Below are 17,063 nucleotides of genomic sequence, written 5' to 3' on the forward strand. Positions count from 1 at the left end.
TTATTTTGTATTATGTTCGTTACAAGGATTTTCCTAATCCTTGAGTCTAAGCATTTGTTGTCAATGCTTGCCGTTAACGAGTTGACTTACCCAATGCCGGAACCACTGTACACAGAATCAGGTTTGCTCAAACTTGCCCAGATCATCAAGCAAGCCAGAGGCTCACGCAGTTATCGTGAGTTTGAGGCAATCAGCGGAGTCAGCCATGCCACGATTCGTCGTTTAGAAATCTGTGATGTGAAAAATCCTGACATTGCGACTTTGGCTAATCTTGCTATCCACACTCCCTACAGTGTGGAGGAATTAATTGCTGTGGCTGAGGAACGGGACAAAGTTGACATTAGACAATACCGTACTGCTGAAGAAGCGATCGGTGTTGTCGATCAACTTAATCATCAGGAAGCTGCCAGGTTAGCCCAAATGATTGTCGGTCGTTTGGCAAAAATGGATGTCAAAATCGAAGAAAATCCTCCTGATGATGGTTTACTGTTGCAAATCCGGTTGATGAGTCCTGAACAAATGGCTGAGGTTTTACGCGCAGTGGCGAATCGTTTGAGTCCTGGTGTTCCACACCAGGAATCGTCAGATGATATCTGTACTGAAAATGATGAGGATGTTTGAATCATAGCGAATCTGGGGAGAAAGCGATCGAACGAAAGCAAGAAAAACTGTGATAAAAATATTTATGGGAACTCATAATGCTTGATAACTCCTACTCATGAAACCATTATTTATTGCTATTACTACATCATTACCTTTGTGCCTCGCCGTTTTCCCAGCTAATGCAGGTAATCCCGAACATCTCAAACAGTTAATCAATACTAATGTATGTCAAGGTTGTGATTTAAGTGGTGTCGATCTGAGAAACGCCAATTTAAGTGGTGCAGACTTAAGTGGTTCTAATTTGAATGGCGCAGACTTAAGTGGTGCTAATTTGAATCGTGCCAACCTATCCAATGCCGACCTAACTAATACCAATTTGAAAGGCGTTAACCTGAAAGAAACTAATTTAACTAATGCAATAGGGCTGAGTGCTAGTACAGTAACTCCTAATGAAGAATCATCTAATAATAATACACAAAACAATACAGGTTCAGTAAAGCCAAGCAATCAACATTATACTCGTCCAGAACCTAATGCACCCCAACCAACAGGAAGTGGTGGTAGTCGTTAATAAATAATAATACTTAATTTAATTCTTGAGCGAGGCAATCCTTAATGAATTTAGATTTATCATCATTTTTGACGACTAGCGTTAGCTTATTCTTTTCACTAATTTTACCTGTACAACCAGCAGAAATTTCTCCTAATAGTATACCTACAGTTCTGGGACAAACACCAATTAGCAAAAATCAGATTCTTTCTCAATTACCAGAGCCAAAATTACAAGCAGACAGCCTTTTTAAGTTAGGTGTTGAAAAACTTTACCAAAGTCAGTTTTCTGAGGCTTTACAAATATTTGAACAAGTACTGAAGATTCGCCAAGGATTAGGCGATCGAGCAGGTGTAGGAATAACACTAAGTAACATGGGGGAAATTTATGGCGAACTAAACCAATATTCAAAAGCATTAGAAATTTTACAACAAGCTTTACTGATTCATCAAGAACTAGGCGATAAAGTTAGTACTGGAGAGACACTTAGACGCTTGGGTATAGTCTACAAAGATCTTGGTCAATATGATAAAGCAATGGCTGTTTTGCAGCAAGCTTTGGCTATCAGTAAACAAGTTGGCGATCGCCTTGGTGAAGGTCGTACACTTCTGAGCATTGGTATTGTTTATCGTCGATTAAGTCAATATGACCAAGCCTTAAAGTTTTACCAGGAGGCGTTAGAAATAGCTCGAATAACTGGCGATCGCATAACCATTGGTCGCGCCCTCAACAATATAGGGTTAGTATATTATAGTAAAGGTCAATATAGTCGCGCTCTTGAGTATTATCAACAAGCTTTAACTATTCGTAAAGATATTAAAGATCGCAGTGGTGAAGCAGTGACTCTTAGTTTTATGGGAACAGTTTACGATAGTCTAGGAGAGTACCAGAAAGCTCTAGATTTCTATCAGCAAGCACTGACAATTAATCAAACAATTGGTAAACTGGTGGATACGGCAAATCTGCACAATGACATTGGCGGAATTTACTACACTTTAGGTCAATATGATCGAGCTTTATTAGCCTATAAAAAAGGTTTAACAATTATTCAACAACTGGGTGCGCGTCCGTCAGAAAGTGCTACTTTAAACAATATTGGATTAGTTTACGACCGCTTAGGTCAGTATACTCAAGCAATAAATTTTTATCAGCAATCTTTAGCTATTAAACAAGAAATTGGCGATCGCGCAGGGGCAGCGAATACTCTGACTAATATTGGCATAGTTTATGATAGAAAAGCTGATTATTCTCAAGCCTTGGAATATTTGCAAAAATCTTTAGCTATTAGACAAAATATTGGCGATCGCTCTGGAGAAGCAATCACTTTTAACAGTATAGCGGTAGTTTATCAAAATAATGGTCAACATCAAAAAGCTTGGGACACTTATCAACGTGCCTTAGCTATTCAAAGAGAAATAGGCGATCGACCAGCCCAAAGAGTAACTTTGAGTAACATTGCTTTCTTACTAGAAAAGCGAAATCAACCCGAATTAGCTATTGTGTTTTACAAACAATCAGTTAATGTTACTGAAGCAATTAGGGAAAACCTCAAACCATTATCACGCGAACAACAAGAATCTTATACTCAAACTGTTGCAGATACTTATCGTTCATTAGCCAATTTATTGCTTTCCCAAGGACGAATTTTAGAAGCGCAACAAATCTTGGAACTTCTGAAAATTCAAGAATTACGCCAGTTCACAGAAAATAGTAGAACCGGAGGGGAAACGAATGGCAGTCAGTTCAACCCAACAGAAGAGAAAATTATCGAAATTTATGGGAGTTTAATTGCTTTTGGACAGCAAGTGGATGAATGCCAGAAAAATCGCTGTAGCCAACTGGGTGAGCTATTAGATAAACGTGATGCTTTAACCCGCCAGTATAATCAATCTGTAGAAAGTTTAGTTAAACAGATTCGATCGCTTCAGACTCAGGATGAAGCTATCCTCAATCCCAAAGATTTAGGTCGTAAAGCTAGAGAAATTATCGCAGCGCAACCAGGTACAGTACTAATTTATCCTTTGGTATTAAAAGAGAAAATCTGGCTATTATGGGCTGCTCCCGGAGGAATTGTTAAGAGCTTAGAAATTCCAGTAAAACAAGAAGAATTGGGGAAAACTGTCTTAAAATTTCGCCTACTGCTACAAACTCCTAATTCCAATATTGCCGAAGTTAAGGTTACTGGAAAACAGCTTTACGATTGGTTAATTAAACCTTTAGAATCTGAACTGAAAACTAACCCAGTTAAAAATTTAGTTTTTTCCCTCGATCGCGTGACACGCTACATTCCCATGAGTGCATTGTTTGACGGGCAAAAATATTTAATAGAGAACTATACAATCTCTACTATACTGTCTGCTGAATTAACTGATGTGCGCGATCGTCTACCTTTTGGTGCTGAAAATATTTCGGTTTTAGCTCTTGGTTTATCGGAGCAAATTTTAAATTTTAATGCTTTACCAAATGTCAAAGATGAAATCAATAGAGTAGTGCGACAGAAAAATCATGAGTCTCAGGGAATTTATCCCGGTCAGGCATTTTTAAATCGAGAATTTGATTTTCGGACGCTCCGAGATAATTTATCAGGAAAAAAGATTTTACATATTGCTACTCATGGACAATTTGTAGCGGGTCGCCCCAAAGATTCTTATTTGTTGCTAGGGACTGGTGAAAAGTTAACAATTCCCCAGATTGAAACTTTGCAAGATTTAGTAGACGTTCATTTAGTGGTGTTATCAGCTTGCGAAACCGCATTAGGTGGACCAGATTCGGAGGGAGTGGAGATTGCCGGAATTAGTTATTATTTTCTGGGTCGCGGTGCAAAAGCTGTGATTGCTTCTTTATGGCAAGTTAGCGATCGCAGTACCAGCGAATTAATGCAAGATTTCTACAGTAATTTAGCCAAGGGAACTAATTGGGTACCTGTTTCAAAAACTGCGGCTCTACAGCAAGCACAACTTAGCCTTTTGAACAAAGGTTTTGTTCATCCTTATTACTGGGCACCGTTTATTTTAATTGGTAATAGTCTGTAGTCGGCTGTAGTCTACAGACTGATTCAGTTTATTTTCGTCACTATTACTGCTCATCTATTACCAACAAAATCAAGCTGTTTTTGATTTTAATTGTTAGCCAATCCCCTATTCCCAAAAACATTAAGAAAATATTAAACTAAAATTAGGGTGCTTTCTTAACTGAACAACACAAGGTAGTTAAAGATTTGCTCACCTAAACAAAGGAACTCAACAGATGACGTGGCTTAAATATGCAGTTGATGAAGACAATAGCTTATTTGAAATTGCTGATGTACCAAGCGGTAAAACTAAATTATTCTGCCCTTATTGTAGCACTCAATTAATAGCCAAAAAAGGAAAAATTAAGCAACATCACTTCGCCCATGCTGATGAAACTTGTTATCCAGTAGCAACAAAAAAGGAATTACCTACTTTACCACTTTACGACAATTTTAATATCAAATTATCAGGAACAGCATTACAATTATTGCAAAAACTCTGGCTATCTTTTGGCGTTTATGATTGGGGAATTCCTCATTTACCGGAACTAAAACCATTGATTAAAGCCAAGGTATTACAGAAAAATGTTTACCTTCAACCACCAGCTTATGAGTTTACTGCTTTAGGAAAAATTCCACTTGGCGCTTTGCCATTGCATGAATTTAATCAAGTTCAAGAACCATTATTGTTAGCTAAATTAGCTGAACTCTCACGTCAAGCAGAATTAACCAAGGTGATTAAATCGTTAAACTTGGCAGAAAGGTTAGTTGATTTACGGTTATATCGTGCTCAATTGGCTAGCATTTTATTGCATAATTTGTATTATCTGCGAATTGAAGCTGATGGGTTAGTTTTGCATAAGATTGGGGTAACTAAGCGATCGATTAACCAAAGAATACCTGAAATTGAGAGAGATTTACGTTGCCATTACCAGAACATTAAGCTTAACGTACTGGGATTATGGTCACATCGGGGAAATGTTGAGTTGTATTTTAAGCATCGGTATAAACAGTTTAATTATCGGATTGGTAACTTAACTGAATACTATTTGTTTAGCGAGACATCGATCGCTGATTCTGTGTTAGATGATTTGAATCAAATGCAACCGAAAGTGCTTAGTCCAGAGGAGCAAACTGTTTTAGCAGAAGCTAGTTTATATCGCAACAAAGAGACGGTGTTAATCAGGTAGTTTTACCAGTGGTTACAATTTGGATGATTGAGAAAGCAACTGGACAAACCAAGTTTATTACTTTATTTCCCGATAAGGAGGTTTAAGCATGAAATTTGAACTGTTTACGCGAGTAGCATTACGGGAAGATTTACCTCAGTACAAACTCTGTCAGGGAGATGTCGCAACCATTGTGGAATATCACCCTGTACCAGATGATGAAGATGGCTATAGTTTAGAGGTGTTTAATGCCGTTGGGGAAACGATCGCAGTGATTACAGTAGCAGAATCGCAGATTGAACCTTTGATGAGTAATGAGGTGTTGCACGTTCGCGTTTTCGATCGGGTGATAGCTTAATATTTTCAAATCAAATCTTCACAACAACAGCACCCAATCTAGACGAAACCGAGTAATTTCCTCTGTTAATTAATACTACTTGGAGAGACACAGAAGAATTAAAATTCAGTTGTCTTACTCCCATTTTTCAGTTGAGGAAATATCAGTTTTCTAGTTGTTGAGTGCTGTTGTTAGTTAACACAATCGTTCTTAGATGAAACAGCTTTTTTCCTCCTTAATTTAATAGTGGACTTTAGCTGTAATCTTTATCTGATGAAGCTATGTAGCTTCACTTATTAAGTTACCATTTCCTTGAACATCTACGTTCAAGATGATAAATAACTTTACTTTTGACAGCAGAGAAATTCATCATTTAAGATATCTATTCCGGTAATTTTGCTTTGCCATCAACTGCGCTTCGGCTTGAGTCCATCGCTCAACTGCTGGTAAATCTGGGACGTTAGTGAATTCCATAACTGCAATACGTAATTAGCCACTACTGAGTGCGATCGCATTTAGGAAACTTAAGTATTAACGTATTTATATTGACGTATGTACGTTAACGTAATAAGCTGTAAACATGGCAGCATCAACGTAGAGGCTTTGGAGTCAAAGATGAAAATTTACGTTGATATCAGCCAATACTGGCCGCAAAACTTATCCCTAAATGCTGTTTATGAAGAATTGTTATTACAAGGTCGGAAAATCGATCGCCGCACCTTGTCTGGGGCAAAAGCTGGAACTTTAACAAAAAGCGAATTCGTAACTTTAGTTAAGCTGCGAGATTGGCTCAGAGAAAGAACCAATAACCCAGATTTAAAAATCGATGACCTATTGAGCCAAAAACCTGATTAAAACCAGCAGCATTGTTGGTTTTCGTTCACTTTCCCTAACTAGGTGTCGATCGATGACTACAAACCCGCCATCGCATCCAAACAACGTTCCTCCAGCCTGGGTTTGTACCCCCAGATTAGTTCTGCCACCGGATGCCCCCACCGCAGGCTACCTTTGTGGTGGTGGTGGCTTAATGACGGCGGGTTTTGAAATTGCTGGTATCCGCAGTTTGTGGAATATCGATCGGGACCCAACCGACCCAAAACTCAGTAGCGCGATCGCGAAAGTCTACGAACAAAATTTCGGTTATGCCGTCATTGGCGAAACTTTACAAAAAGTAGTAAATTCCGGTCAACTCACCGATTTACAACCACCGGATATCCTGGTACTAACTCAACCCTGCAAACACCTATCGCGCAGTAATCCAAAAGCCAAAGAAACCAGCAACGACATCAGCACTGCGGAAGCTGCGGTTACAGCCCTAGAAACTTTTCTTTCACCAGTATTCGTTGTTGAGAATGTACCCGAATACCAACATTCCATCAGTTGGTCAGTCATCAAATCTGCTTTGGCTAAGTTGGGTTACAACTACCACGCCCAGATAGTCAACACTGCTGATTATGGCGTACCCCAGGAACGGCACAGATTTATTGCGATCGCCCTGAAACAAATCTCAGCGTCAACATTAACCATTCCCACTACAGAACACCCGATTGGTTGGTATGAAGCCATCAGCGACCTGCTACCCACCGATAAGGACATCGAACCGACTGCTACCCAACTGCAACGAATCGCTACCCTACCAGCCCACTGTTTAGAAAAACCCTTGCTGATAGAACGAGTAGGTGCTTGGGGTAATCCCAAAGTGCGACTACCCGAAGAACCAAGTTGGACGATACGCAAAAGCATTTGGCTAGACCAACGGCACAACAGCCGAGCGAATGCCATCAACATCCGCCTTCCCGATGGTAGTTGGAAAAACTTAGGCATTCGTGGTGCCGCCCGTTTAATGACCCTACCAGATTGGTTCAAACTACCTGATGCTGCTTGGATTGCAGGTTCGGCATTGGGGAACGGAGTGCCTTGTTTGCTGGCAACTGCAATCGCTAATGCAGTTAAACCTTTACTCATCAAATCCAACCCAGAGGACTTAACTTATGTCTTAGAACAAATGCTTTCATCAGAGAAAGTCGAAGTGGCTCTTGAAACCCAAGAGCGCACTTCAAACATCAAAAAAGCAACTAACACATTAACTCAAAATCAAGTCAATTGGAGCATCACTATGCCATCTACCACAAAATTTGTTGCAACCAACCAACTCCAAGGCTTCACTTTCGCAGATTCCATTACAACTGATACTGTCGAGTTAGCTAAAGAAGTCATCCAACTGGGAAACTCTCACGCCGCAACTTTTGTTCATCTCAAAGAACAAGCATTAGAGCTTGGAGACAAACTCAAGGAATTAGAAGCAGTATTAGGCAAAACTGAATTTCAAAAACTACTCAAACACTGTTTTCCAAAAGAACTGGTACGTTACTTCCGTAATCTAACTGTCCAAGCAAAACTGATAGCGAAATTCCCTAACTTACAACAGCACATTTTGAATTTGCCTCTGTGTCACGCTGCTTTGTTGTTAGCTGGTAGTGAAAGTCAAGTAGAAGCGATCGCAAAGAGTCAAACCAAATGGACTATTTCGCTGATCAAAGAAAGATTAGCGTCAACTAACGAAAGAGCGATCGATCCCACATTAACAGCAGGTTGTCCGGTAGTTTTCCTCAACAAAATTGGATTGTTACTAAATGAAGAGAACGAACTGCTCTCAATTCGCGGTTTTGGGGATGGAGAAATCTATCTACAACCAGTCTCCGAACTCCGGGTTTTAGATAAAGATACCTTCGATGAATTTCTGAATCTGTTAGCCACAATTTCTGGGTTAAATGAGCAGTTAAATGATAATGAACGGACTCGTAACGATATTGAAGGCAAATTAGGGAAACTGAACAAATGTCAACGTTCTTTGATGAATCAGTTAATGTTAACTGATGAGATGATTGATTGTTTAAATTCAGCGATCGACAAAAGTTTATCTTTACGTCAGTTAACTGATGAAGACATCGATCGCGCTTTTCGGATTTATCACATTACCGATACTGATGCGGTGTTAGCCAAAGCCAATTTATTAGCACGTTTGCGAGTTAAAGATGAATTAAATCCTCAACCAACGATTGCTGAATTAATTATTTCTATTGCCACTTACTTACACAAACTAACAACAAAACATGGTGGTGGTGGAATTCCGATTACTACTCGTGAGTATAATGAACTGATTGAACTTGTCCAACAACAAAACCGAACTATTGCTGCACTGAAAACTGAAATCGCAGAAGTTAAAGAAAATTCAGCACCAATCGATAATATTTCCATTGCTTCAGAATTAACTACCTTACAATTAAAATTAAATCAATACCAACAACTAATTAACTCACAAGAACAGCAAATCAAAGCACTTCAAGAACAAGTCGAATCTGCTTCTGTTACAACAATTGATGAAACTGTCACAGGAGAAACTAACAATACCATTGAACCGGGAACAGTAGTTAAGATTGTCAAACATCCAATTCATGCGGGAAAACTTGGATTATTTACTGGCTCAACAACCGTGAATGATTGGCGATTTGATGAACCAGTTGCAGTTGGTAAAGTTGTGTTAAAGCCGGGAACTAAATGGCAGTTTCCGCTAGAAATTAACAATTATACTGACTGTGTGGAACCGAGTAACTTAACGCTAGAACAATATCAGCAATTGGTAGAACTGGAATTGATTGCCGAAGAGTGTAAGAAAGTTAAAGAGGAACTTAGTTTTAGTCAGGATGCGATCGAAGAAGCAGTGTACCAGCTTGGCAAATGTTTAGCCTTAGCGAATGTTCCCGGTTGGGATAATTGCGGGAATTTCACTGATGAAGATGGCACAACTTTAACTGGAACGAAGGCTTTACGAACAGGTGTAACAGCAATTACTGAATTGTTGTCGGAAGTGTTTTGTGAGTTTTAGGTGTGGATTAGTATTAGCGAAAGCATTTGTGGGTGAAGTTAGTTAAATTGTCCTACAGCCGATCGCGTCAGCTTAGCAGGAATTTAATTTGGTAGAAGTCTGCTAATACTGTTCTTAACCAATCATTATATCTCCTGGGTTTTTTAGAAAGCAGTGTGATTTGGGAGCGCCAGAAGAAAAATCTTTTTTGATTGGTTATTGCTTTGAGTACCCAATAGTAACTAGTTCCTCTGGCACCACCCACCTTATATTCCTGAAAGTAGAGAAGTGAATCTCTAGGAATTAAATACGTTCGACTCATTCCCCATAACTGGTACTTCACTATTAATTTTTCCCGGAAAGCTCGATACTCAATAATCCCAAACCAAGTCCAAACTAAATCGGGGATAATCAAACCTGATGGTACAGATAAAAACATGATTATAAACAACAGACTCCCAACAGAGAAACGGTTTTCATCAAAATATACCACCTCTCCGGATCTGGGAAAATGCCAAAAATCCGGCTGCCAAATCCGATTCGGCAGCGCACTTAAAGGCTCTATAGATAGCCAACAAATTACTATAAAAGCCGAGATGGTGAGAAACGTAACAATTATCATTAAAAAGACTTTGATGGGGTATAGCGTAAGTCGCTCGTGGTATTGAATAACCAGAATGGGATACTCGGACAAGATTTTAAATCCCTTTGGGACTTTGTTGCTAGAGAGCATGATAATTTTTATAGATAGAGCATAGATGATTATTTATATCACTACGCTTTATCCTTCAGCTTTTCCCGATGACTTGTGCTTTGAAGCTAACAACTTGTGTTACTAGAAAAGACTGGCAGCAATAGAAACGCGATTCGCTTAACTCGTTAAGCGTATCCCTTCGGGAATCGCACTTCTCAAAAACACACCTAACGCGATCGCTCTTTTTGCTGACAACGAAAATACTCAGGAATTTTTATCGAGCAGATTGTATCAATATTTAACAACTTAAACACCCTGGACAATCCCTCGAAGGCAGGGATTTTTTATTTATGAGGCAGTGGTGCGCTTGCCACTTCTCTGTTTGATTTTTATTGATAAAACTTTTGCTGCCAACCGAATTTTTCAGCGTTCGATGGGAACTATAGGAATAAGTATGTACCCCAGAGCATTTTATGTCTAAGTTTTTACAGTTCGCATTACTGACCTAGCTTTGCAACCCTTACCAGCATTAGCTTAAACTCAATATGGATGGTTCTAATAGTAACGGATAGCTTTATAGGTTTTTTTTGGGGGTAGTTTATGTTATATAATAGTTGTTAAAGAAAATTAATGGAGAAAGTAATGAATTAACCACTTTCTTTAAACAGAGTTTTTATATTTTTATTACGAATTAGCTCTGATAAATTTGTTACTCAAAGAATAAATTAAAGCTTTTCTACTCATGTTCACCCATATCGATGCTCTTTGGCTAGAACTGAAATCTGCCGTAGTTCGGAACCCGTTAGTGGTATCGCCGGAGTTGACGGCGATCGATGCGATACACCTAATGGCAGGTGAAGCGATCGCCCCCACGAGCAGTATAAGATTTCAGTACGAGGAAGATCTAGCCCAAACAGTTGATGAGCAACTGGATAAACTTCATCTTCAGGTGAGGTCAAGTTGTGTAGTGGTAGTGGAAGATGAGCAGGTAGTTGGTATTCTCACTGAGCGGGACATTGTGTTCCTGAGTGTCCAGCAGCAAGATCTCGATCGCTTGACGGTGCGGCAGGTGATGACCCATCCGGTGTCCACCTTGCGTGAGGAAGCCTTAACCGAGCCAAAATTGGTGATGAATCTGCTCCAGCAACAGCACGTTGGCTATTTGCCCATCCTCGACGAGCAGGATCGCTTGGTAGGGATTGTTACGCAGAATAGTTTGCTGCAAGCCCTCAACCCACTAAAGTTATATAAACTAGCCGAGGTTTTAGAAACAAAGGTGGTGAGTCTGGAGGCAGAGAAAGTCGCCTTACTGGAAAGTCCGACCATTGAGCTAGAGCAAGAGGTGGAAGTTCGCACACCTGCGCTTCAAACTAAGGCAGAACGGGAAAAATTAGTCGCGCAGATTGCCAACCGGATTCGTAACTCCCTTAACCTGCAAGAGATTTTGGATGTTTGCGTAGCTGAGGTACGAGCATTTTTGGCGTGCGATCGAGTATTAGTGTATCAGTTTCAACCGGATTGGAGCGGCATCATTATTGCAGAATCTGTTAATAGTGGCTGGTCTTCTACACTGGGCAACCAAATCCAAGATAGTTACTTTGGGCAACAAATTGCTACGCTCTACGACAACGAACGACCCATCATAGTTAATAATATTTACACCGCAGGCTATGCCGACTGCCACATCGAATTGTTGGAAAAGTATCAAATCAAAGCAAATTTGGTAGTTCCGATTCGGGTGACGGGGCAGTTGTGGGGACTATTGATTGGAAATCAATGTGCTGGCTATCGAGATTGGCAGGAGGAAGATATTACCCTGTTGCAGCATATCTCAGTGCAATTGGCGATCGCCATTCAACAAGCCACCACCCACCAAAGATTACAGCAGGAACTCAACGAACGAAGACTCGCAGAGCAACAGTTGCGAGAAAGCGAGCAACGTTATGCTTCCCTGGCAGAAGCAGCTTTGGTAGGTATTTTTCGCGCCGATGCTGCGGGGAACTGCATCTATGGTAACAATCGCTACTTTGAGATTACCGGATTTACAAGAGAAACAGCCTTTGGGAAGGGATGGGAAAAAGCGCTGCACCCGGACGATCTCGACCGGGTAATGGCAGAATGCTATCAATCGGTTGAGGAGAATCGCCCCTTTCAACTGGAATATCGCTTTCAATGTCCCGATGGTACAGTGACCTGGGTGTATGGACAGTCTGTTCCTGAACGAGATGCCAACGGGCAAATAATCGGTCATGTGGGTACGATTACTGACATTACAGACCGCAAACGCGCTGAAACTGCCCTCAAGAAGACCGAACAACAATCACGGGTAGCTCAACGCATTGCCCACCTGGGACACTGGGAAATGGATCTGGTGAAAGGTACCTCATATTGGTCTGATGAAATCTTTCGGATCTTTGAGATCGAACCGCAAACATTTTCACCTAGCTACGAGGGTTTCTTAAACTTTGTACACCCCGACGATCGGGAAATGCTCAATGAAGCTTACACCCTACACCTGCGCGATCGCACTCCCTACAAAATTGTCCATCGTTTGCCACTGCCCGACGGTCGGATCAAGTATTTACAAGAACAGTGCGAAACGCTCTATGCTGAAGACGGCACCCCGCTCCTATCTCAGGGAACGGTGCAAGATATCACGAGTATTAAGTTGGCACAGCTAGAGTTAGAACGACTGAATGCCGACTTAGAAGCTAAAATTGCCGAACGTACCCAGGAACTTTGGCAAGTCAACAATCTGCAACGTGCCATTCTCGATAGTACTAATTACGCCATCATTTCCACTGACGTAACTGGCATTATTCAGACTTTTAATGTTGGTGCTCAACGAATGCTAGGTTACAATGCCTCAGAAGTGGTGGGCAAACTGACCCCATCAATCATCCACGATTCTGAAGAAACCTTACAGCGGGCAGCAGAGCTTTCCGTAGAAATGGGGCGAAATATCTCCCCGGGCTTTGAAGTTTTCGTCGCCAAAGCCCGTCAAGGGATTGTTAGCGAACAAGAATGGACTTACCAAAAAAAATGGGTTTAAAGCCCCGTCCCTTTAGGACGGCTTTTGCAAGGATTTAATGCAATCCCTGAGAACTTCAGACATGGAAATTTGCTTGGATTCGGCATAGTTTTTTAGGGCTTCATACTCCTGCTCGGACAACAAAAGCTGTAATCGTTTTGTTCTTGGCATAACTCTAAAAATGTGTATAATTAGAGTGTAGCGGATAGGGTAATCAACCGCTTTAAAAACCCGATGTTGCCTAGCGGCTCAACGCTGAACCTTGACAACTGAATCTATGGGGTTCTACTTCAATGTTCTAGTTCTACCTGGAAGTAGGTAAAAGATTCACAGGAGCTAGACAAGTCAGTATTAAACTCAAACAAATTTTGGAGTCATCCAACTACGGTAGGGCATACCGAAAGTTAACGCTTGGAGAGAGAACCACCTCTTTGTTAGACACTGCAAGGTATCTAATTTAAGTGGACTCGTTGAACCAAGAATCCTCATGCCTTTAGGCTGAGGAGTGTCAAATCCGTAAAGATGGCATTCGCCTTCCCGTGTTACTATCCATTACCGCTCTCAAAAATGCCCATCAGCAAATTATTGGCTTTTTAGGCATCGCCAAAGACATTAGCGAGCGCAAGCGTACAGAGAATGCCCTGCGCGAATCTCAACAATTCCTGCAAACGGTTCTTGATATCTTTCCTCTATCAGTATTTTGGAAGGATCGAAACTCGGTTTATTTGGGATGCAACCCACAATTTGCCAAAACTTTAGGGTTACAATCCTGCTTAGAAATTGTGGGCAAAACTGACTTTGATTTTTCCTTCACAGAAGCTGAAATTTTAGGCTTTCGAGCCGACGATCGACAAGTGATGGAATCTGGCACGGCGATGCTGGGTAGAGAAGAAACGGTTACTCTGCCTACGGGCGAACAGCGCTGGCTAGAAACCAACAAAGTTCCCTTGCGAGACTGGAAGGGCAATGCGATCGGTATATTGGGGACATATCAGGATATTACCGATCGCAAACAATACCAAGAAAAAATCCTAGATTTTTCCAATCGCTTGACCTTGGCTCTAGAATCTGGGGCGATCGGAACTTGGGATTGGAACTTGCTCAATGAGGTTAACTGGGATGAGCGGATGTATGAAATCTATGGATTGCTAGATCTAGGTCGCCCTGCCATCTATCAAGATTGGTTTGATGCAATACATCCCGACGATCAAAAAAAAGTTGAAACAGCAATCGAAGACGCTATCCAAAGAAAAAGGGATTATAATCTGGAGTTTCGCATTTGGCGAACCGATGGAGTTTGGCGTTGGATTAAAGCGATCGCCCTGATACAACGAGATAAACAAGGTCAACCTCTACGCATGACAGGGATTAACTACGACATTACTGAGCAAAAACAAGCCGAGCAAAGAATGCGCCAACAAGCTGAACGAGAAGCCTTGCTCCGGGAAATCACTCAGAGAATTCGCCATTCCCTAGATTTACAAACCATTTTTGCAACAGCTACCCAGGAAATTCGGCGCTTCCTGCAAGTTAGTCGAGTTGGCATTTTCCAGTTCGATCCTGATTCTAGGTGTAATGATGGTGAGTTCGTCGCTGAATCTGTCGCCCCAGGATTCATGTCAGTGCTAAACATCCGAATTCACGATCGCTGTTTCGGCGAACAGTTTGCCCCTCTCTATCAACAAGGGCTAATTCAAGCCACTGATGACATTAACAAAGCTAGTTTACAAGACTGTCATCGGGAAATTTTATCACAGCTTCAAATCCGGGCAAATCTGATTCTGCCTTTGCTCAACCAAGAGGAATTATGGGGGTTCCTCTGCATTCATCAATGTTTAGAACCTCGGCAATGGCAACCAAGTGAAACTAGCTTCACCCAAGAAATTGCTAATCAATTGTCGATCGCTATCCAGCAAGCCAGCCTCTACAAACAGATGCAATCGGAACTGGCGATCCGCAAGCAAACAGAAGTAGCAATGGCATTACAACTACAACAGCAGCAAATTTTGGGCGCGATCGCTCAACAAGTTCGCCAATCCCTGAATCTCGAAGAGATTTTGGCAAAGGTAACTCAGCAAGTCAAAGATTTGATAAACAGCGATCGTGTCATCATCTTCCGGCTGTTTCCCAATGGCAGAAGTGAAATTGTCGCAGAAGCCGTATCCAATGAATTTGTTGCCCTCAAATATCGTTATTGGGAGAATGAAAAATGGTCGCAAAACGTTCTCGACTACTATTGGCAAGGTTTACCGCGCATCGTCCCCGATGTCATGACAGATACCTGGACAAATTGTATAATGGAATACTCCATTGAAAGTAAAATCCAATCCAAAATGGTGGCTCCCATACTACAAGAAATTCACAGTAGCGAAAACCATCGTTGGGTTGCCCCTGGAGAAAACAACCAGCTTTGGGGGATTTTAGTTGTCCATGCTTGTCAAGAAAAACGAGTTTGGCAAGAGTCGGAGGCGCAAATCTTGCAACAAATAGCTAACCAATTAGCGATCGCCATTCAACAAGCTAACCTCTTTGAACAACTACAACTTGAACTGGTCGAACGACAACAAGCCCAGCAGCAACTAGTCGAACGCAACCAACAACTAGCAATATCCAACGAGGAACTCGCCCGTGCCACCCGCCTCAAAGACGAATTCCTCGCTAACATGAGTCACGAACTCCGCACCCCGCTCAACGCCATCCTGGGCATGACTGAAGGGCTACAAGATGAAGTCTTTGGCAGCGTCAACGAGCAACAAATCAAAGCATTACAAACCATTGAGTCTAGCGGTTCCCATTTGCTGGAGCTAATTAACGACATTCTTGATGTCGCCAAAATTGAATCCGGTCAGCTAGAGTTAGACTGCATCCCCACCGCTGTAGTTCTACTGTGCCAATCAAGTGTAACTTTTATCAAACAACTGGCTCTGAAAAAACACATCCAGTTAGAGATCAAACTGCCACCCCATCTGCCCGACTTATTGGTGGATGAACGGCGCATTCGCCAAGTCTTGATCAACCTGCTCAACAATGCAGTCAAATTCACCCCTGAAGGGGGACACATCACCTTAGAAGTCAGTTGTCAAAAACCTTTTAGGGATTCAGATACTAAAACGGACACACTCCAAAACTACTTGCGAATTGCCATCACTGATACAGGCATCGGTATTGCCCCGGAAAATATGGATAAACTGTTTGAGCCCTTTATCCAAATTGATAGTGCCCTCAACCGTCAATATGCAGGCACAGGTTTGGGACTCGCCTTAGTGAAACGCCTCGTCGAACTTCACGGGGGACAAGTAGGCGTAACCAGCGAGTTGGGAGTAGGAAGTTGCTTTACCATCGACCTTCCCTACATTACTTCTGACTTCTCTTCTGCTGAATTAGAAATCCCATCCGAACCCAGCATCAAACCCTACCAGCTAGAACAAGAGGTATCGCCTTTAATCTTACTGGCAGAAGATAATGAAGCGAATGTCAGTACAATTTCCAACTACTTAAGAGCCAAAGGCTATCGTATAGTTGTGGCGAAAAATGGAGAGCAAGCGATCGCTTGCTGCCAGTCAGAAAACCCTGATTTAATTTTGATGGATATCCAAATGCCAGGAATGGATGGGCTAGAAGCGATCGGACAGATTCGCAGTCATCCAAACTTAGTCAATGTGCCGATTATTGCCCTTACTGCTCTAGCCATGATAGGCGATCGCGATCGTTGCCTCGCGGCTGGAGCCAATGATTACATAACCAAACCCGTTAAACTCAAGCAATTAGTAATTACTATTCAACAACTTTTAGTTTCCTAATCCA

General features: G+C 41.5%; 10 protein-coding genes. 9 read left to right on the top strand and 1 reads right to left on the bottom strand.

Annotation, left to right across the window (positions count from 1 at the left end; genetic code table 11):
* The first annotated feature begins 93 nt into the window (after nt 1-93).
* The 7 genes from ACE1CI_RS14390 (at nt 94) to ACE1CI_RS14420 (ending at nt 9,555) form a co-directional block, all read left to right on the top strand.
* Entirely contained in the window at nt 94-621 is a 528-nt protein-coding gene (locus ACE1CI_RS14390; protein ID WP_413267017.1) for a hypothetical protein, read from the top strand.
* Nucleotides 622-718: 97 nt separating this feature from the next.
* On the top strand, nt 719-1,174 hold the full coding sequence (locus ACE1CI_RS14395) for a pentapeptide repeat-containing protein (RefSeq protein ID WP_413267018.1): 456 nt from the start codon (nt 719-721) through the stop codon (nt 1,172-1,174).
* 44 nt (nt 1,175-1,218) lie between these two features.
* Nucleotides 1,219-4,185 carry a tetratricopeptide repeat protein gene (locus ACE1CI_RS14400; RefSeq protein WP_496615472.1) on the top strand — a complete coding sequence of 989 codons (2,967 nt, stop codon included), beginning with the start codon at nt 1,219-1,221 and terminating at the stop codon, nt 4,183-4,185.
* A 214-nt stretch (nt 4,186-4,399) separates the two neighbouring features.
* On the top strand, nt 4,400-5,353 hold the full coding sequence (locus ACE1CI_RS14405) for a competence protein CoiA family protein (protein ID WP_496615473.1): 954 nt from the start codon (nt 4,400-4,402) through the stop codon (nt 5,351-5,353).
* Nucleotides 5,354-5,441: 88 nt separating this feature from the next.
* Nucleotides 5,442-5,690, top strand: coding sequence for a DUF4926 domain-containing protein (locus tag ACE1CI_RS14410; protein ID WP_413267021.1), 249 nt, complete (start codon nt 5,442-5,444; stop codon nt 5,688-5,690).
* Nucleotides 5,691-6,284: 594 nt separating this feature from the next.
* A complete protein-coding gene (locus ACE1CI_RS14415; RefSeq protein ID WP_413267022.1) occupies nt 6,285-6,524 on the top strand; it encodes a hypothetical protein in 240 nt (79 codons plus the stop codon).
* A gap of 52 nt (nt 6,525-6,576) precedes the next feature.
* Complete coding sequence (locus ACE1CI_RS14420) at nt 6,577-9,555, top strand: DNA cytosine methyltransferase (RefSeq protein WP_496615474.1); 2,979 nt, start codon at nt 6,577-6,579, stop codon at nt 9,553-9,555.
* A 67-nt stretch (nt 9,556-9,622) separates the two neighbouring features.
* Here ACE1CI_RS14420 and ACE1CI_RS14425 read toward each other — a convergent pair whose 3' ends face one another.
* A complete protein-coding gene (locus ACE1CI_RS14425) occupies nt 9,623-9,973 on the bottom strand; it encodes a hypothetical protein (RefSeq protein WP_413267024.1) in 351 nt (116 codons plus the stop codon).
* Nucleotides 9,974-10,970: 997 nt separating this feature from the next.
* Here ACE1CI_RS14425 and ACE1CI_RS14430 point away from each other — a divergent pair.
* Entirely contained in the window at nt 10,971-13,280 is a 2,310-nt protein-coding gene (locus tag ACE1CI_RS14430; RefSeq protein WP_413267025.1) for a PAS domain S-box protein, read from the top strand.
* A gap of 491 nt (nt 13,281-13,771) precedes the next feature.
* Entirely contained in the window at nt 13,772-17,059 is a 3,288-nt protein-coding gene (locus ACE1CI_RS14435) for a GAF domain-containing protein (protein WP_413267044.1), read from the top strand.
* The last annotated feature ends 4 nt before the right edge of the window (nt 17,060-17,063 follow it).

This window comes from Floridaenema flaviceps BLCC-F50 (genome assembly GCF_041929275.2).
Taxonomy (GTDB): Bacteria; Cyanobacteriota; Cyanobacteriia; order Cyanobacteriales; family Aerosakkonemataceae; genus Floridanema; species Floridanema flaviceps.